This window comes from Lachnoanaerobaculum sp. OBRC5-5, assembly GCF_000296385.1.
Lineage (GTDB): Bacteria > Bacillota > Clostridia > Lachnospirales > Lachnospiraceae > Lachnoanaerobaculum.
The window spans coordinates 493607-511234 of sequence record NZ_JH815185.1; the positions used below are offsets into that span (position 1 = coordinate 493607).

At 36.3% G+C, this 17628-nt stretch carries 15 protein-coding genes; all 15 read left to right on the forward strand.

The features are described from left to right. Positions 1–12: 12 nt before the first annotated feature. The 15 genes from HMPREF1135_RS02310 to HMPREF1135_RS02380 all read left to right on the forward strand — a co-directional run bounded on the left by HMPREF1135_RS02310 (position 13) and on the right by HMPREF1135_RS02380 (position 17627). The gene (locus HMPREF1135_RS02310; RefSeq protein ID WP_007591539.1) at positions 13–1152 is read left to right on the forward strand and encodes a Fic family protein; all 1140 of its coding nucleotides are present in this window, start codon (positions 13–15) and stop codon (positions 1150–1152) included. Between the two features lie 299 nt (positions 1153–1451). Continuing rightward, entirely contained in the window at positions 1452–1628 is a 177-nt protein-coding gene (gene rpsU, locus HMPREF1135_RS02315) for a 30S ribosomal protein S21 (RefSeq protein WP_005539624.1), read from the forward strand. 71 nt (positions 1629–1699) lie between these two features. Continuing rightward, positions 1700–2692 (forward strand): PhoH family protein, encoded by a 993-nt coding sequence (locus HMPREF1135_RS02320; protein ID WP_007591554.1) that lies wholly within the window; start codon positions 1700–1702, stop codon positions 2690–2692. Between the two features lie 38 nt (positions 2693–2730). Continuing rightward, positions 2731–3225: an rRNA maturation RNase YbeY gene (gene ybeY, locus HMPREF1135_RS02325; RefSeq protein ID WP_007591555.1), complete on the forward strand. Its 495-nt coding sequence runs from the start codon at positions 2731–2733 to the stop codon at positions 3223–3225. Further along, on the forward strand, positions 3225–4880 hold the full coding sequence (locus tag HMPREF1135_RS02330) for a putative polysaccharide biosynthesis protein (protein WP_007591557.1): 1656 nt from the start codon (positions 3225–3227) through the stop codon (positions 4878–4880). The genes ybeY and HMPREF1135_RS02330 overlap by 1 nt, the downstream gene beginning before the upstream one ends. Further along, positions 4877–6091: an aminoacetone oxidase family FAD-binding enzyme gene (locus tag HMPREF1135_RS02335; RefSeq protein ID WP_007591559.1), complete on the forward strand. Its 1215-nt coding sequence runs from the start codon at positions 4877–4879 to the stop codon at positions 6089–6091. Before HMPREF1135_RS02330 ends, HMPREF1135_RS02335 begins: the two co-directional genes overlap by 4 nt. Positions 6092–6101: 10 nt before the next feature. Further along, positions 6102–7718, forward strand: a complete 1617-nt coding sequence (locus HMPREF1135_RS02340) for an NAD(P)/FAD-dependent oxidoreductase (RefSeq protein WP_007591561.1) — start codon at positions 6102–6104, stop codon at positions 7716–7718. A 1-nt stretch (position 7719) separates the two neighbouring features. Continuing rightward, positions 7720–8553, forward strand: a complete 834-nt coding sequence (gene proB, locus HMPREF1135_RS02345; RefSeq protein WP_007591563.1) for a glutamate 5-kinase — start codon at positions 7720–7722, stop codon at positions 8551–8553. Positions 8554–8564: 11 nt separating this feature from the next. Further along, positions 8565–8783, forward strand: a complete 219-nt coding sequence (locus tag HMPREF1135_RS02350) for a DUF896 domain-containing protein (RefSeq protein WP_007591565.1) — start codon at positions 8565–8567, stop codon at positions 8781–8783. Further along, positions 8755–9339 carry a 5-formyltetrahydrofolate cyclo-ligase gene (locus HMPREF1135_RS02355; RefSeq protein WP_315049967.1) on the forward strand — a complete coding sequence of 195 codons (585 nt, stop codon included), beginning with the start codon at positions 8755–8757 and terminating at the stop codon, positions 9337–9339. The genes HMPREF1135_RS02350 and HMPREF1135_RS02355 overlap by 29 nt, the downstream gene beginning before the upstream one ends. 10 nt (positions 9340–9349) lie before the next feature. Next, the gene (gene miaB / locus HMPREF1135_RS02360) at positions 9350–10777 is read left to right on the forward strand and encodes a tRNA (N6-isopentenyl adenosine(37)-C2)-methylthiotransferase MiaB (protein ID WP_007591575.1); all 1428 of its coding nucleotides are present in this window, start codon (positions 9350–9352) and stop codon (positions 10775–10777) included. Next, positions 10778–13426, forward strand: coding sequence for a DNA mismatch repair protein MutS (gene mutS / locus HMPREF1135_RS02365; RefSeq protein WP_007591577.1), 2649 nt, complete (start codon positions 10778–10780; stop codon positions 13424–13426). It abuts the gene before it with no gap. A 4-nt stretch (positions 13427–13430) separates the two neighbouring features. Next, positions 13431–15410: a DNA mismatch repair endonuclease MutL gene (mutL, locus tag HMPREF1135_RS02370; RefSeq protein ID WP_007591579.1), complete on the forward strand. Its 1980-nt coding sequence runs from the start codon at positions 13431–13433 to the stop codon at positions 15408–15410. Then, complete coding sequence (gene miaA, locus HMPREF1135_RS02375; protein ID WP_007591581.1) at positions 15407–16357, forward strand: tRNA (adenosine(37)-N6)-dimethylallyltransferase MiaA; 951 nt, start codon at positions 15407–15409, stop codon at positions 16355–16357. Before mutL ends, miaA begins: the two co-directional genes overlap by 4 nt. Further along, entirely contained in the window at positions 16350–17627 is a 1278-nt protein-coding gene (locus HMPREF1135_RS02380; RefSeq protein WP_007591583.1) for a methionine gamma-lyase family protein, read from the forward strand. Before miaA ends, HMPREF1135_RS02380 begins: the two co-directional genes overlap by 8 nt. Position 17628 lies beyond the last annotated feature (1 nt).

Sequence of the window (17628 nt, forward strand, 5' to 3'; positions counted from 1 at the left end):
ATGGAGTTGGTTATGAGAGAGTATAGTCCGCTTTTTAACATGAGCGATAGAATGATAAATTTATTGACTGAGATAAGTGAAGAAGTCGGAAGGGTAAGTGTTGTCTTTTCCGGTAAGATGAATCCGCTTATTCGTAAAGAAAACATAATTAAAAAAGTATATGCCTCTTTGGCAATGGAAGAAAGTGATATTTCATTTGAACAGATAAGAGGCTTTATATATGGAGAAAATTTTATTGATAATCATAAGGATATGAGAGTTGTAAAAAATCTCTATGAAGCGTATGATATGTCATTTAAATTGAATCCATATTCGATAAATGATTTGTTCTTTGCACAAAAGATGATACTGAGCGGTTTTGCTATAGAGTCAACTGAGTTTAGAGAAGATAAGGCGGAAAACAGCGACAGCGGAATATTTGAAAGTAATACAATTCCTTCAAGATTTATTCCGGGAGCTGTTAGAGATATATTTGAATGGTACAAAAGAGCGGAGCTGCATCCTGTAATAAAATGTGCAATAGTATATCATGAATTTGAACTTTTACAGCCTTTTGCGGCAGGGAACGGACCTCTTTCAAGGTTATGGCTGGATCTTTTACTTTGTAAGTGGAAAGATATTTTCTTTTGTATGTCTGTTGAGAATGAACTTTATAACAGGATACAGGAATATAAGGAACTTACATACAGTATAGGAAGACCGGGAGAAAGTAATAAATTTATAGAATTTATTCTTGAGACAATCCTTTTTGCATTAAAGAAAGCGCAGATTGAAGAAAAAACATCGGTTTGGAGGGTGGAATCCGATGTTGAATATAAAAAAGAAGAATGCATAAAGCAGGAAAAGTCTTTCGGTAGCGGTATTACAGGCAGTGCTGAAGAGACGGTTGGAAAAGAAGTATCAGGAGGCAGTAAAAATACCGCTGTTAGTACAAACAACCCGGCAAGTGAGAATACATTTGCAAAAAAGCTTGTAAATGTACTTGGTAATGAAGTGCTTACAACAAATGAGATAATGCTTAGGCTTGGCATGACACATAAGCCTACTTTCAGAAAAAATTATCTCAATCCGGCAATAGAGATGGGCTTGGTAGAAATGACTGTACCGGGTAAGCCCAGAAGTAGGTATCAGAAATATAGAAAGATATCATAGTCGGATACATAGAATAAGATGATTGAATACAGACTAAGATAATAAAGTACAGACTATGATAAAATAAAAATGTCAAGATATACGCTTAACGACCAAGATATCAAAGAATAGACTATGATAAAGTCGATATTAAAATCGGTGTTTTATAAATATAGTTTTATTTGTGGTATAATGGGACTTTATCATATATGGCTTATAATAGCTTGTAATTTATTTGAAATACATATTGACGAATCTGTACTTTATGGTATAATGATATAGATTTTGAATTTCACAACCGGAGGGAGGTTAGATCTTAGATGTCAAACGTGATTGTGAAAGAAAACGAGAGTCTTGACAGTGCACTTAGAAGATTCAAAAGAAATTGTGCTAAGGCAGGCATTCAACAAGAAATTCGTAAGAGAGAGCATTACGAGAAGCCAAGCGTAAGACGTAAGAAAAAGTCTGAAGCAGCTAGAAAGCGTAAGTTTAATTAATTGCGTGTTTTCACAACCTCGGTCATTTGACCGGGGTTTTCTTTTTAAAGAAAACTTTTAAGGAGAACAATTTGAGTATAATTGAAAATATTATAGATATACCTATGGAACACGAAAGGAATGTCTGTGGTGAATTTGATATATATTTGAAGAAAATAGAGAGAACGCTGAAGGTAAGTATGATTGCCAGAGACGGCAGCATAAAGATAATAGGACCGAAACCTTATGTAGACAAGGCGAAATCTGTTTTCAACAATCTTATAGAACTTTCTAAAAGAGGGAATCAAATCACTGAGCAAAATATAGATTATGCCCTTTCATTGTCATTTACACTTGAAGATGACAAGATTCTTGAAATAGATCAGGATGTTATAGCAAGAACTATCTTAGGCAAACCTATAAAGCCGAAGACTCTGGGGCAAAAACGGTATGTAGATCTTATCAGAGAAAAGATGATTGTTTTCGGTGTAGGCCCTGCGGGAACGGGAAAAACTTATCTTGCTATGGCAATGGCGATACAGGCTTTTAAAGAGGGAAGTGTAAACAGAATTATCCTTACCAGGCCTGCAATAGAAGCCGGAGAAAAACTCGGATTTTTGCCGGGAGACTTGCAAAGTAAAATCGACCCTTATTTAAGACCTCTATATGATGCGCTGTATCAGATAATGGGTGCCGACAGTTTCCTGCATAATCAGGAAAAGGGATTGATTGAAGTCGCTCCTCTTGCATATATGAGAGGTAGAACTCTTGATAATGCATTCATAATTCTTGATGAGGCGCAAAACACCACACCTGCACAGATGAAGATGTTTTTAACAAGAATCGGTTTCGGTTCAAAGGTGATAGTGACCGGAGACCAAAGTCAGAAGGATCTTCCTCAGGGGCAGACTTCGGGTCTTGACAGTGCGCTTAAGATTTTAAAAAATATAGATGATATAGGTATATGTATGCTTACCAATAAGGATGTGGTACGACATCCTTTGGTTCAAAAAATTGTGGAAGCCTATGATATATATGAAAAGAAAAATATATCAAAGGATGATAAAAAGAGATTTAGAAAATAAATACAGCCTTTTGGCAGATTTTATAACGGCGAGGGAGTATGACTATAGAAATAAGCTATGAGTCTAAAACGAATCTTGAAATACCATATGAAGAGATAATCAATAAAATGGTAGTTGCATCACTTGATTTTGAAGATTGTCCTTATGAGGCGGAAGTTTCGGTGACAATTGTAGATGATGAGGAAATAAGAAGGATAAATAATGAGTACAGAGGCATTGACAGGTCTACAGATGTGCTTTCATTTCCTTTTAATGAGTTTTCCGCCCCCAGAAATTTTGATGATATTGAAGAAAATATAGATGCATTCAATCCGGAAACCGGAGAATTGCTTCTTGGAGATATTATACTTTCTACAGAGCATATACTGGAGCAGGCTAAGGAATATGGGCACAGCAAAACCAGAGAGTTGGCTTTTTTGGTGGTACATTCCATGCTTCATCTGATGGGATATGACCATATGGAAGATGATGAAAGAATTGTTATGGAAGAAAAACAAAGAAAAATTTTAGAGCTTGAGGGGATTAGCAGATAATGCCGGTAAAAACAACAAAGAAAGAATCTAATAATTTTTTGGTGCAGGGAGCCATATTGGCGGTTGCGGGAATTTTGGTCAGACTTATAGGACTTGCCTACAGAGTACCGCTTCTTAGAATAATAGGGGCAGACGGAATGGGGTATTATTCAACAGCATATAATTTATATGCAATAATTCTTTTATTGTCCTCATATTCATTGCCCCTGGCAGTCAGTAAGATGGTTTCTGTAAGAATTTTAAAGAATGAATATAAAAATGCAAATAAAATACTTAAGGCTGCACTGATATATGCAACTATAGTGGGTGGCCTTGGTTTTATTGTTGTTTTTTTTGGAGCGGATTTTTTTGCAAGCAGTCTATATCAAATGCCGCTTGCAAAATATGCACTTCAAAGTCTGGCGCCGACGATATGGATTATGGCATATCTTGGAGTGCTTCGAGGATATTTTCAAGGACATTCAACTATGGTTCCCACCGCTCTTTCACAGATATTTGAGCAGATAATAAATGCCGTTGTATCTGTTGCCGCTGCATATTATTTATGTGAAATGGCGGTAAGACATGCTAAACCCGAAGCTGTAAAATTAGCTTATGGTGCTGCAGGAGGTACTGTAGGTACAGGTGCAGGTACTGTTATTGCTTTATCTGTTATGCTGATATTCTTTTTTCTTTCAGCAAAGGACAGAAGAAAAAAAATAAAAGATGATAAATCGGTAAAAAAAGAGAGCTTTTCCACGATTACAAGGATACTTATACTTACCGTAATACCAGTAATAGCCTCCACTGCAATTTATAATATAAATTCAGTTTTGGACGGTATGGTATTTGGGCAGAGTATGAAGGCATTGGGTTTGGAGGATAAAACTTCAAAGCTTTACGGTATATACACAGGAGGATATCTTGTACTTGTAAATGTGCCTGTAGCGATATCAAATGCAATGTCATCATCACTTATTCCCGCAATTTCAAGGAGTTTCAGCAGGGGTGAAAGAGATGATGTAAACTCAAAGATTTCAATGGTAATCAGATTTGCATCCATTGTAAGTTTCCCATGTGCTATCGGGCTTGCGATAATATCTGTGCCTGTAATGGGGATTTTATTTAAAGATGTCCAGGATGCTATGATGGCATCATATTTAATGATTATAGGCTCGGGTGTGATAGTTCTGTACTCTGTTTCTACAGTTACAAATGCGGTACTTCAGGGAACCAGCCTTATAAATAAGCCGGTTAAAAATGCTTTTATATCACTGATAATACATTTTATTATACTGTATATACTGTTATTTACATTTAAATCAAATGTAATCGGATTGGTATTCGGAAATATGGTATTTGCTCTTTCGATGTGTATTTTGAATGCCGGAAGTATAAGAAGAAATCTATCCTATAAACAGGAACTTATAAAGACTTATCTTATGCCTTTTATTTGTGCAGGTCTTATGGGAATAGTTGTTTATATAGTATATACTTTTATTCTAAGATTCAGCAGCAGCAGGGTTATGCTTACATTAATACCTATTATGGTTGGAGCACCTGTTTATGCAATACTTTTGATCGGTACAAGAACTATATCAAAGAATGAGATATTGCAGATGCCAAAGGGCAGAAAATTAGTAAATATTTTACAGAAAGTCAGGCTTTTGAAATGAAAGTTGGGATTGTAGGCGGTGGAGCAGCAGGTATTATGTCTGCTCTATTTGCGTGTAAGGGAAAGGATGAAGTTACTGTCATTGAGCACAATGATAAGCTTCTAAAGAAGATACTTTCTACCGGAAACGGAAAATGTAATTTTACAAATACAAAATTAGAGCCTTCAAATTATCACTATAATGAAAGAGCAATAAAGTTTATAGAAAGATTTAACCAATTTGATACTATAAAGTTTTTTAACAGTTTAGGGGTAATAGAGTATATAAGAGACGGATATGCTTATCCAAACTCGGAGCAGGCGGCTTCAATCAGAAATGCACTTTTAATGGAGCTTGAAAGATATGATGTGAATATACTTTTAAATACCTATGTAACAGATATATATAAGAATGGTGATGTATTTACACTTTGTATTTGCAATGCTACTGATAAAAGCAAATCAAAGCTTTATTTTGACAAGATTATTATAGCTACAGGTTTAAAAGCAGCACCCAAACTTGGAAGTGACGGATCTTTTTTTCCTGTTTTAAAAAAACTTGATATAAAATATAAGCCTGTTTTACCTGCACTTTGCAGCATAAGTTTGGAGAATAAAAACTTCTTTAAAATGACATCAGGTGTCAGGGCAAAGGGGAAAATATCGGTAGCTGTTAGGGATGAGGAACTTGCAGGTGACTTTGGAGAATTGCAGTTTAGTGATACAGGTATATCGGGGATACCTACATTTCAAGTAAGCAGATATGTAAGTATTGCTCTTGATAAAAAAGAAAGTGTTAAAGTTTCGCTTGATATGTTTTCACATCTTGGAAATATAGAAAATATATTAAATGAGAGAAAGAAAATACCTTCATTTATTACAATGGAGGACATTGGAAACGGACTTATAAACTCCAAGCTTTGGATTGGAATACTTGGTTTGGCAGATATCAGGGCTGATTTAAAAATAAAAAAATGTGATAATAAGAGTTTTGATAGATTAATTTATATTTGTAAAGAGATGAAATTTAATGTTAAAGGCACCGGAGATTTTGACAAGGCTCAAGTTTGTACAGGTGGTATTTCCTTGGGTGATGTGGATGATAATCTGATGTATAGGGATATTAAGAGCATGTACTTTGCAGGTGAAATACTTGATGTTGACGGGATTTGCGGAGGCTACAATTTGCAGTGGGCATGGACATCCGGATATATAGCCGGTGCCGGAAGATAAGGAAGAAAAAATGTTACATATAAATTCTTTACAGCTGAATGTACATCATGATGAAAATGATTTAAAGAAAAAACTTGCCAAGACTATCGGTTGTAATATAGATGATATAGAAGAATATGAAATAAGGAAAAGATCAATAGATGCCAGAAAAAAGCCTGAGATCTCATATTCTTATTCCATAGATGTCAGCCTTTTAAATGAGGCTAAATATTTAAAGAAAAATAAAGCTTTGAGCATTGCAAAGCCGGTTGTTTATGCTTATGAAGATGTGGAAAAGCATGAAATTTCGGAAGAGAGTAAAAGACCTGTGGTGGTGGGATTTGGTCCTGCGGGTATATTTGCAGCACTTTTACTTGCAAGGTATGGCTTAAAGCCTATAGTAATAGAGAGAGGTGGCTGTGTTGAAGACAGAACCTTGAGTGTAAATAAATTTTGGAGCGAAGGAAAGCTTGACACCGAGTCCAATGTTTCTTTTGGAGAAGGAGGAGCAGGTACATTCTCGGACGGCAAGTTAAATACTTTGGTTAAAGATACTTTCGGAAGAAACAAATTTGTGCTAAGTACTTTGGCGGAATACGGAGCACCAAAGGAAATTTTGTATGATAACAAGCCGCATATAGGTACAGATCTTTTAACAGGCATAGTAAGAAATATAAGAGAAGAAATAAAGGAGCTTGGAGGTGAGGTAAGATTTGATACCAAGCTTATAAATATAGAAAATATAAAAGATAATAAAAAGAAGATAGAAGTAGTAAACAAAAGAGATTGCAAACATGAAATAATCGAATGTGAAAATATAATACTTGCACTTGGACATAGTGCCAGAGATACCTTTAAAGCTTTAAAGGAAATGGGCGTTTATATGGAACCGAAGTCCTTTGCACTTGGTATAAGAGTTTCTCATTCACAACATTTGATAGATGTTTCACAGTTTGGAGATAAAGAAGCGAAGTTTTTATCGCCTGCACCTTATAAACTTACATTTAAGTCAAGCTTTGACAGGGGTGTGTATTCATTTTGTATGTGTCCGGGCGGATTTATAGTAAATGCTTCTACGGAAAACGGAAGAATTGCCATAAACGGTATGAGCTATCATAAGAGAGATTCCGGTGAGGCAAATTCCGCTATTATTGTGAGTGTATCTGAAGAAGATTTTGATAAATACTCCGATCCTAAAGATCCGCTAAAAGGTGTAGAGTTTCAAAGAAGACTCGAAGAAGAGACCTTTCACATGGGCAATGGAAGGGTACCTGTACAAAGATTGGTTGATTTCCTTGAAGGAAGAGAAAGTACCGGGTTTGACAATACAAATCTGAAGATAAAGGGAAATACTACTATTGCCAGAGTGGATAAGCTCTTCCCAAAAGAAATATATGAGAGCATGAAAGAGGCATTTTTAGACTTTAATCGTAAGATAAAGGGATTTATAAATGAAGATGCCTATGTAGCGGCTATAGAGTCAAGGACATCATCACCTGTAAGAATAAGCAGAGACGAGTCTTTACAAGCGAATATTTCTGGAATATACCCATGTGGTGAGGGTGCCGGATATGCGGGAGGCATAATGAGTGCTGCCATGGACGGATTAAAGGTTGCAGAAAGAATTATTGAAAAGTATAAGGAGTAGTATGGATATAAGACAAAAGGTAAGAGATGCAAATAGAATTGTAATAAAAATCGGTTCTTCAAGTATCACTCACTCTGAAACAGGTGAGCTTCATCTTTCAAAAATAGAAAAACTGATAAGACAGATAGCAGATCTTAGAGGAGCAGGAAAGGAAGTTGTATTGGTTTCATCAGGTGCCATTGCAACAGGAAGACATTCTCTCGGTATAAATGAAAAGCCTTCCACACTTTCACAAAAGCAGGCTCTTGCGGCGGTAGGACAGGCCAGACTTATCATGGAGTACAGAAAACTTTTTTCTGAATATAATCTTAGAATAGCACAGATTTTGATGACAAAATCAACTATAACGGAGGATACTTATCGTGATAATGCCAAGGCTACTTTTACACAGCTTTTGGCATATGGTGCAGTGCCTATAGTAAATGAAAATGATACCATATCTACATATGAGATTCAGTTTGGTGATAATGACAGATTGTCCGCTCTTGTAAGTGCGCTTGTTGAGGCGGACCTTCTTATACTATTATCTGATATTGACGGACTTTATACTGACGATCCTAATACAAATAAGAATGCAGAGTTTATAAGTTTTGTAGAGGATGTTGATAAATATATGGATATGGGTAAATCAACATCTAAGTCCGGTCTTGGAACAGGTGGAATGTATACAAAGCTTTTGGCAGCACAGATAGCAACCAATTCAGGCTGTGATATGGTAATTGCAAGTGCGGAGGATATGAGTATAATAGAAAATATTGCAAATGGTGAGGAAATAGGGACATATTTCCCGGCCAAGAGCAATAAGGATTTTGATTGGTTAAATTGTTTGGAATAGTAGGTGAAAAAATGGATAATACAAAGATTGATAGAATTAATGAATTAGCTCATAAGCAAAAGAGCGTAGGACTTACAGAGGAAGAAAAGATAGAGCAGTCGGCACTTAGAAAAGAATATATTGAATCAATAAGGGAAAGTTTAAGAGCAAATCTTAATAATATTTCCATAGAAGAGGCTGACGGCAGTATAACAGACCTTGGTGAGAAGTTTGGAAAGAAGAATGAATAAGGCAGGGCTTAGAAAGTACTTGTTGGAAAAGAGAAATTCACTGTCAAGAGAAGAGGTTTTATCTGCAAGTGAGAGTATAATAAGAAAAATAGATGCTTTAATAAAGAAAAATAAAAGTATGTTAATTCTGGGATTTATGCCGCTTGGAAATGAGATAGATCTAAGACCTTTATATGAAAAGATACTTGCCGGATATTATAAGGATGAGTTTGATATTGATATTATATTGGGCTTACCGAGAGTATGCGGTAAGGAAATGAGATTTTTTAAGATAAGCTCAATTAAAAATCTTGAAAAATCAAAGTTTGGCATTATGGAGCCGGAGATTAACAGTGAAGAAATCATTGCAAAAGATGCGCATGTTTTTGTACCGCTTATAGGACTTGACAAGAATAAGAAAAGACTTGGATTTGGCGGTGGATTTTATGACAGATATTTTGGAAAGCATAGAGAGAATACTTTGTATGGTCTCGCATATGATTTTCAAGTAGATGTTGATTTTGATGTGAATGAGTATGATATTGCAATGGACCATATTTTTATAGCAAAATATTAGAAAGAGGATTATGGAGAATTTAATACCTAATGAGGAACCGTTAAGACAGGAATATTTCATGTCTGAGGTCAATGATATAATACATGCAAAAGCAATTGAAAGGGGAGTATATCCGACTTATAAGGTGGTGACCTTCGGTTGCCAGATGAATGCGAGAGATTCCGAGAAGCTTTCAGGAATACTTACAGGCATAGGGTATATGGAAGCTGAGAATGAGGAGGATGCAGACCTTGTACTTTTTAATACCTGCACTGTAAGAGAGAATGCAAATGACAGACTCTATGGTAGAGTGGGTCATCTCAAAAAAAGTAAAGAAAAAAATCCGGATATGATAATAGGTATCTGCGGATGTATGATGCAGGAAGTGGAAGAGGTTGAAAAGATTAAAAAATCTTACAGACATGTGGATCTTGTTTTTGGAACTCACAATATATATAAACTTGCGGAGATACTTTTTGAGCATCTTACAACCAAAAAGCAGGTTGTAAATGTTATGGAAAGCGCCGAGATGATTGTTGAGAAACTTCCGAATAAGAGAGAGTTTGCCTTCAAATCAGGTGTAAATATCACATTCGGTTGTAATAACTTTTGCAGTTATTGTATAGTGCCATATGTAAGAGGTAGAGAAAGATCAAGAAAGCCTGAGGAAATAATAGATGAGATTAAGGGTCTGGTAGCTGACGGCGTAAAAGAAATTATGCTGCTTGGTCAAAATGTAAACTCATATGGCAGAGGACTGGAAGAAGAGATAAGCTTTGCAACTCTCCTTGATAGAATTGCTCAGATAGACGGTTTGGAGCGACTAAGATTTATGACACCTCATCCAAAGGACCTTTCGGATGAAGTTATAGAGGTAATGAAAAAGAATAAAAAGATATGCAAGCATTTACATTTGCCGCTGCAGTCGGGAAGCTCAGATATTCTTAAAAAAATGAACAGAGTCTATACTAAAGAGGGTTATCTTGACTTGGTAAGAAGAATAAAGGCTGCTATTCCAGATATTTCACTTACAACAGATATTATAGTTGGATTCCCGGGAGAAACGGAAAGAGACTTTTTAGATACTTTGGATGTGGTAAAAGAGGTTAGATATGACTCTGCATTTACATTTATTTATTCAAAGCGTTCAGGAACACCTGCCGCAAAGATGGAGGATCAGATAGATCCTAAGGTTATTAAGGACAGATTTGACAGACTTTTAAAAACCGTACAGGATATTGCGGCGGAAAATACAAAGAAAAATGAAGGAAAATGTATGCCTGTTTTGGTAGAGGGCAAGAATGATCATCTGGACGGTTATCTTAGCGGAAAACTTGAGAATAACTTAACTGTACATTTTAAAGGTCAGGAAAGACTTATAGGTGAAATAGTTGATGTTATCCTGGATGAAGCAAAGGGATTCTACTATATGGGACATATAAAGACAAGTGAGGCATAAATGGCACTATCTCCTATGATGTCAAAATATCTGGAGACTAAGAAAGAGTATCCGGATTGTATACTTTTTTATCGTCTGGGCGATTTTTATGAAATGTTTTTTGAGGATGCTACTGAAGTGGCAAGGGAGCTTGAACTTACCCTTACAGGTAAGGATTGTGGGCTTGAAGAGAGAGCACCTATGTGCGGTGTGCCATATCATGCTGCGGAAACTTATATAAACAGACTTGTACAAAACGGTCATAAGGTTGCTATTGCGGAGCAGATGGAAGATCCTAAGCTTGCAAAGGGACTTGTAAAAAGAGAAGTTGTTAGAATTGTTACTCCGGGTACTATTACAAGTACCGGAGTATTAGCTGATGATAAAAATAATTATATTATTTCCATATTCTACATTGATGAGAGATTCGGACTGGCAATATGTGATATTTCAACCGGTGATTTCTTTGTTACAGAGCTGGTTTCTATAAGGGAACTCTTTGATGAGATACAAAAATATCAACCCACAGAAATTATATGCAATCATGCATTTGAGATCAGCGGTATTTCACTTGAGGAACTGAAGAAAAAATATAATATTACAATAACATCACTTGATAATACATATTTCAGTGAGAAGAACAGTTTGGATATATTAAAGAGACATTTTGCTGTTTCAAGTATTGAAGCACTGGGACTTTCCGAGTTTTCGGATGCGACCATATCATCAGGAGCAATGCTTAGATATCTTTATGAGATGCAAAAGAGCTCATGTGCACAGATAGTGGGAATAAGTGCATATAAAAACGGGGATTATATGATAGTGGATACGAGCTCAAGAAGAAATCTTGAGTTGGTGGAAACTATGAGAGAGAAAAAGAAAAACGGCTCACTTTTGGGTGTACTTGATAAGACAAATACAGCAATGGGTGCCAGAATGTTAAGAGGATTTTTGGAGCAGCCGCTTGTAAATAAAGAAAGAATAATAAACAGGCAGGAAGCCGTGGCGGAACTCTTTGACAGATATATTGACAGAGAAGAGCTTAGAGAATATTTAAATCCGATTTATGATTTGGAAAGACTGATGTCAAGAGTTGTAACAAAGAATGCCAATACCAGAGATCTTTTATCACTATCTGCTTCTATGAAAATGATAAGTCCTATAAAAGATGTTTTAAAGACTTTCGAGTCCGGAGAGATCAAAAAGACAAATAATAATCTCGACAGGCTTCACGATATAATCGATATAATAGACAGGGCTATAAATGAAGACAGTCCGCTTTCACTAAAAGAAGGAAATATTATAAATACCGGATATAATAGTGAGATTGACAAGCTTAGGCAGGCAAAAACCGAGGGTAAGAACTGGCTGGCTTCTTTGGAGTCTGAAGAAAAAGAGAAAACAGGAATAAAAAATCTGAAGGTGAAGTTTAACAAGGTATTCGGATATTATTTTGAGGTGACCAATTCGTTCAAAGATATGGTGCCGGATTATTTTATAAGAAAGCAGACTCTTACCAATGCAGAAAGATATACAACTGACAAGCTTAAAGATCTGGAAAATATAATACTTGGGGCTGAGGATAAGCTTAACAGTCTTGAGTATGAAGTTTTTGTTGAAATCAGAGATGAGATTGCAAAGAATGTAAACAGAATACAATCAAGTGCCAAGGCGGTTGCTTATATAGATGCACTATGTTCATTGGCTACGGTGGCTTATAACAATAACTATGTAAAACCTGAAATAAATACTACAGGTGTTATTGACATAAGGGATGGCAGGCATCCGGTAGTTGAGACAATGCTAAATGATGACTCGTTTATTGCAAATGATACCTATCTTGATCAGAATAAGAAAAGGATGTCTATTATTACCGGACCGAATATGGCAGGTAAATCAACTTATATGAGACAGACAGCTCTTATTTGTATGATGGCTCAAATAGGAAGCTTTGTACCTGCAAAGCAGGCAAACCTTTGTGTTTGTGACAGAATATTTACCAGAGTGGGCGCTTCGGATGACCTTGCAAGCGGTCAGTCTACTTTTATGGTGGAGATGACTGAGGTTGCAAATATTCTTAGAAATGCCACCAGAAATTCTTTGGTTATTTTGGATGAGATAGGAAGAGGTACATCTACTTTTGACGGTCTTGCTATTGCATGGGCAGTGGTAGAGCATATTTCAAATATAAAGCTGATAGGTGCAAAGACACTTTTTGCAACACATTATCATGAGCTTTCAGAACTTGAAGGTACTCTTCCGGGTGTAAATAATTACTGTATTTCAGTAAAGGAAAACGGTGATAATATAGTATTCCTTAGAAAAATAATAACAGGCGGTGCAGATAAGAGTTATGGTATACAGGTGGCAAAACTTGCAGGTGTACCCGACAGTGTAACAAACAGAGCAAAGGAGCTTATAGAGGAGCTTTCAAGCGCTGATATTGCGACAAGAGCCAGAGAGATTGCAGAGGCAACACCGGCAGTTTCAAAGAGAAAACCTGTAAAGAAGATGAGTGAAGTGGAGGCGGGCCAGCTTTCACTATTTGATGCGATAAATAATGATACGATTATTAAGGAGATTTCAGAAATTGATATTACTTCAATGACTCCTATGGATGCTTTGAATACATTGTATGCTTTACAGAATAAGATAAAGAACAGGATATAAGTTTATGATTAATATACTGGATAAGGGGACTATTGATAAGATTGCGGCAGGTGAGGTGGTTGAGAGACCTGCTTCAATAGTAAAGGAGCTTTTGGAAAATTCAATAGATGCGGGAAGTTCTTCCATCACAGTAGAGATAAAAAATGGTGGAATTGACCTGATAAGGATAACGGATAATGGCTGCGGTATTGATTCAAAAGAAGTAAAAACAGCCTTTTTAAGGCATGCCACCTCAAAAATAGTCAGTGATAAAGATCTTATCTCTATAAAGAGTTTGGGATTTCGTGGCGAGGCACTTTCAAGTATTGCTGCGGTTTCAAGATGTGAGATAATCACAAAGACCAGAGATGAGCTTACCGGAGTTCGCTACTATATGGAAGGTGGTGTAGAGGTTGAATTTGAAGAAATCGGAGCACCGGACGGAACCAGTATAATTATCAGAGATATTTTTTATAATACTCCTGCCAGAAGAAAATTCTTAAAAACCGCTTCTACGGAGGGAGCACATATAAGTGAGCTTGTAGAGAAGATGGCTATGTCAAATACGGACATTGCCTTTAAGTTTATATCAAATAATCAGGTGAAGCTACAGACAAACGGAAACGGAAATCTGAAGGATATTATATATCAGCTCTATGGAAAGGAGATTTCCAAGGCCTTATGTGCGGTTGATTATGAAAAAGACGGAGTAAAGATAAAAGGTGTTATTGCAAGACCTGAGGTTACAAGAAGTTCCAGAAGTCTTGAAAATATCTTTGTAAACGGAAGATATATAAAGGATAATATTATTTCAAAGGCTATTGAAGACGGTTTCGGCGACAGACTTATGCAACATCAGTATCCTTTTTGTGCTCTCAGCTTTTATTTGGAAGGTGTGGATGTAAATGTTCATCCAAGAAAAATGGAAGTGAGATTCTCTGACGGAAATCATATCTACAACTGTACAAAAGAGGCTGTGGAGGAGATTTTTAAATTACAGAGCAGTATCAGAGAGGTACCTGTGGGTAAAGACACTGCCAATGAAAAGAAGGTGTTTATTAATACACCTGAGCCTTTTGAAAACAGAAGAAGAGATATTGACTTTAATAAATCCGCTAAAAGTGATGAGATACAGTGGACTATACCGAAGGAGACAAACTACAATCCGCAAAATGACTACACACTTTTAAAGGATGATGTTTCAAATAATTCTTATGATAAGTCTACAGGATATTATAGAGATTTTGAGTATGCCGCCGGGGCAAGGGATGTGTCAAAAGATTCATCATCAGTTATTCAAACAGTTGAAAACAGTGCCGGAGAGAATATTTCAGATAACCTAAATACTGTTCAAGCAAATAGCGAGGCAGATACTTTAAGTGCAAGACAATCTGCTTCACAGCTTTCATTTTTTGATACGGAAGCAAAAAAGTATATAAAGGTAATAGGACAAGTTTTTGATACATACTGGATAGTGCAGCTTAGAAATGAGATGTATATAATTGACCAACATGCGGCACATGAAAAGGTAATGTATGAAAGACTTTTAAAGGAAAGTAAGGACAATAAGATTTCCTCTCAGATGATAAATCCGCCTATTATAGTTACCTTAACCGATTTGGAGCAGGATGTTTTAATTAAGCATATGGATGAGTTTAGGGCGGTAGGATTTGATATAGAGGAATTTGGAGGAAAAGAATATAAGATAAATTCAATTCCTAATATTTTTCCTTCAATACCTAAGGCGGAGCTTTTTAATGAAATGCTTGCAGACAGCACAAATTATGATATTATATCTCCGTCAGAGCTTATTTTGGCAAAGACGGCATCTATGGCTTGCAAGGCGGCTATAAAGGGAAATATGAGAATATCCCTGATGGAGGCAAATGACCTTTTTGATGAGTTGCTGTCACTGGATAATCCATACAATTGTCCACATGGAAGACCGACTATAATAAAAATGAGCAAGCAGGAAATTGAAAAGAAGTTTAAAAGGATAGTATGACAAAGAATAAATTGATTATTCTTGCGGGACCTACCGCATCGGGTAAAACCTCAGTATCCATTGATTTGGCTAAAAGACTTGGGGGAGAGATAATAAGTGCGGACTCCATGCAAGTATATAAATATATGGATGTGGGCACTGCAAAAATATCGGTAGAAGAGATGCAGGGTGTAAAACATCATTTGATAGATGTGCTGGATCCAAAGGAAGATTTCAATATCGTAAAGTTTCAAAACATGGTAAAATGTTCTATAGAGGAAATAGTAAAGAACGGACATATACCTATATTGGTTGGAGGAACAGGTTTCTATATACAATCTGTTATTTATGATATTGATTTTAATAATGAGGATGACAACAGTTCTGTAAGAAAAAAGCTTGAAGAAGAATATGATGCTTTCGGTGCGGATTTTATGCATGAGAAACTGAAAAAAATTGACATTGTTTCAGCACAAACCATACATAAAAATAATAAGAAGAGAATAATTCGTGCAATAGAGTACTTTTTGATAAATAATGAGCCTATCTCATCACATAATGAAGTACAAAGAGAGAAAAAATCACCATATGATTACATATTCTTTGTACTGAATCCTCCAAGAGATATCCTATATGAAAGAATAAATAAAAGAGTGGATATTATGGTGGAAAACGGACTCGTTGATGAAGTCAAGAAGCTTAGAGAAATGGGACTCTCAACGGCAAATATTTCCATGCAGGGAATAGGATATAAAGAGATAATTGAGTATCTGGACGGAGAGGTTTCTTTGGAAACCGCTATAGAGAATATTAAGCAAAATACAAGGCATATGGCAAAAAGGCAGGTAACCTGGTTTAAGAGAGAAAAAGATGTAATTTATGTGGATCCTTTCTCATTTGAGAGCAATGAAAAAATAGTTGATTATATGATTGAGAAAATTAATACGGAAAGAATAGATAATGAGTGATTTAAATAATATTTATGCGGAATTCGGTATTTCAAAAAAAGTTATAGACTTGTCTGAAAAAGTTTTGGCATCTTTGGAGGAAAGATTTCTTGAGATAGATAAGAATGCCGAGTTTAATCAGATGAAAGTGCTTGCGGCAATGCAAAAACATAAGGTAAGCGATATACATTTTGCGGCCACTACCGGATATGGATACAATGATTTGGGAAGAGATGTGTTGGAGGATGTATATGCTACAGCATTTAAAGCGGAGGCTGCACTTGTAAGACCGCAATTGGTAAGCGGTACACATGCACTTCATATAGCACTTTCAGGGAATTTAAGACCGGGTGATGAACTTTTATCACCTGTAGGAAAGCCTTATGATACTTTGGAAGAGGTTATCGGTATAAGAGATTCAAGAGGATCTTTAAAAGAGTATGGTGTTAAATATTCACAGGTTGACTTACTTTCAGACGGTTCTTTTGACTTTGAAGGAATAAGAAAAGCTATAAATGAAAAAACAAAGCTTGTTACAATACAAAGATCAAAGGGCTATGCTACAAGAAAAACATTATCTGTGGAGCAGATAGGTGAACTTATAAAGTTTGTAAAATCAATAGATCCTAAGATTATATGTATGGTGGATAACTGCTATGGTGAGTTTGTAGAGAGAATAGAGCCTATTGAAGTAGGTGCTGATATGATAGTGGGTTCTCTTATAAAAAACCCGGGAGGCGGACTGGCTCCTATAGGTGGCTACATTGTCGGAACTAAGGAATGTGTGGACAATGCTTCATTCAGACTTTCGGCACCGGGACTTGGAAAAGAAATAGGAGCAAGTCTTGGGATGAATACAAGTATGTTTCAAGGATTTTTCCTTTCTCCTACAGTAGTTGCGGGAGCGTTAAAGGGTGCTATATTTGCGGCAAATCTTTATGAGAGTCTTGGATTTGATTGCCATCCGAATGCTACCGAGCCAAGATTTGATATTATTCAGGAAATTACTTTAAGAGATCCGAAAGCCTTATGTGCTTTCTGTGAGGGTATACAGGCGGCGGCTCCTGTAGATTCATATGTAAAGCCCGAACCTTGGGCGATGCCGGGATATGACAGTGATGTGATAATGGCGGCAGGAGCTTTTGTTGGCGGTTCTTCAATAGAGCTTAGTGCGGACGGACCGATGAAAGAGCCGTATTCGGTATTTTTCCAGGGAGGACTTACCTGGTACCATGCAAAACTTGGAATTATGCTGTCACTGCAGAAGATATATGATGCCGGACTGCTTTAGA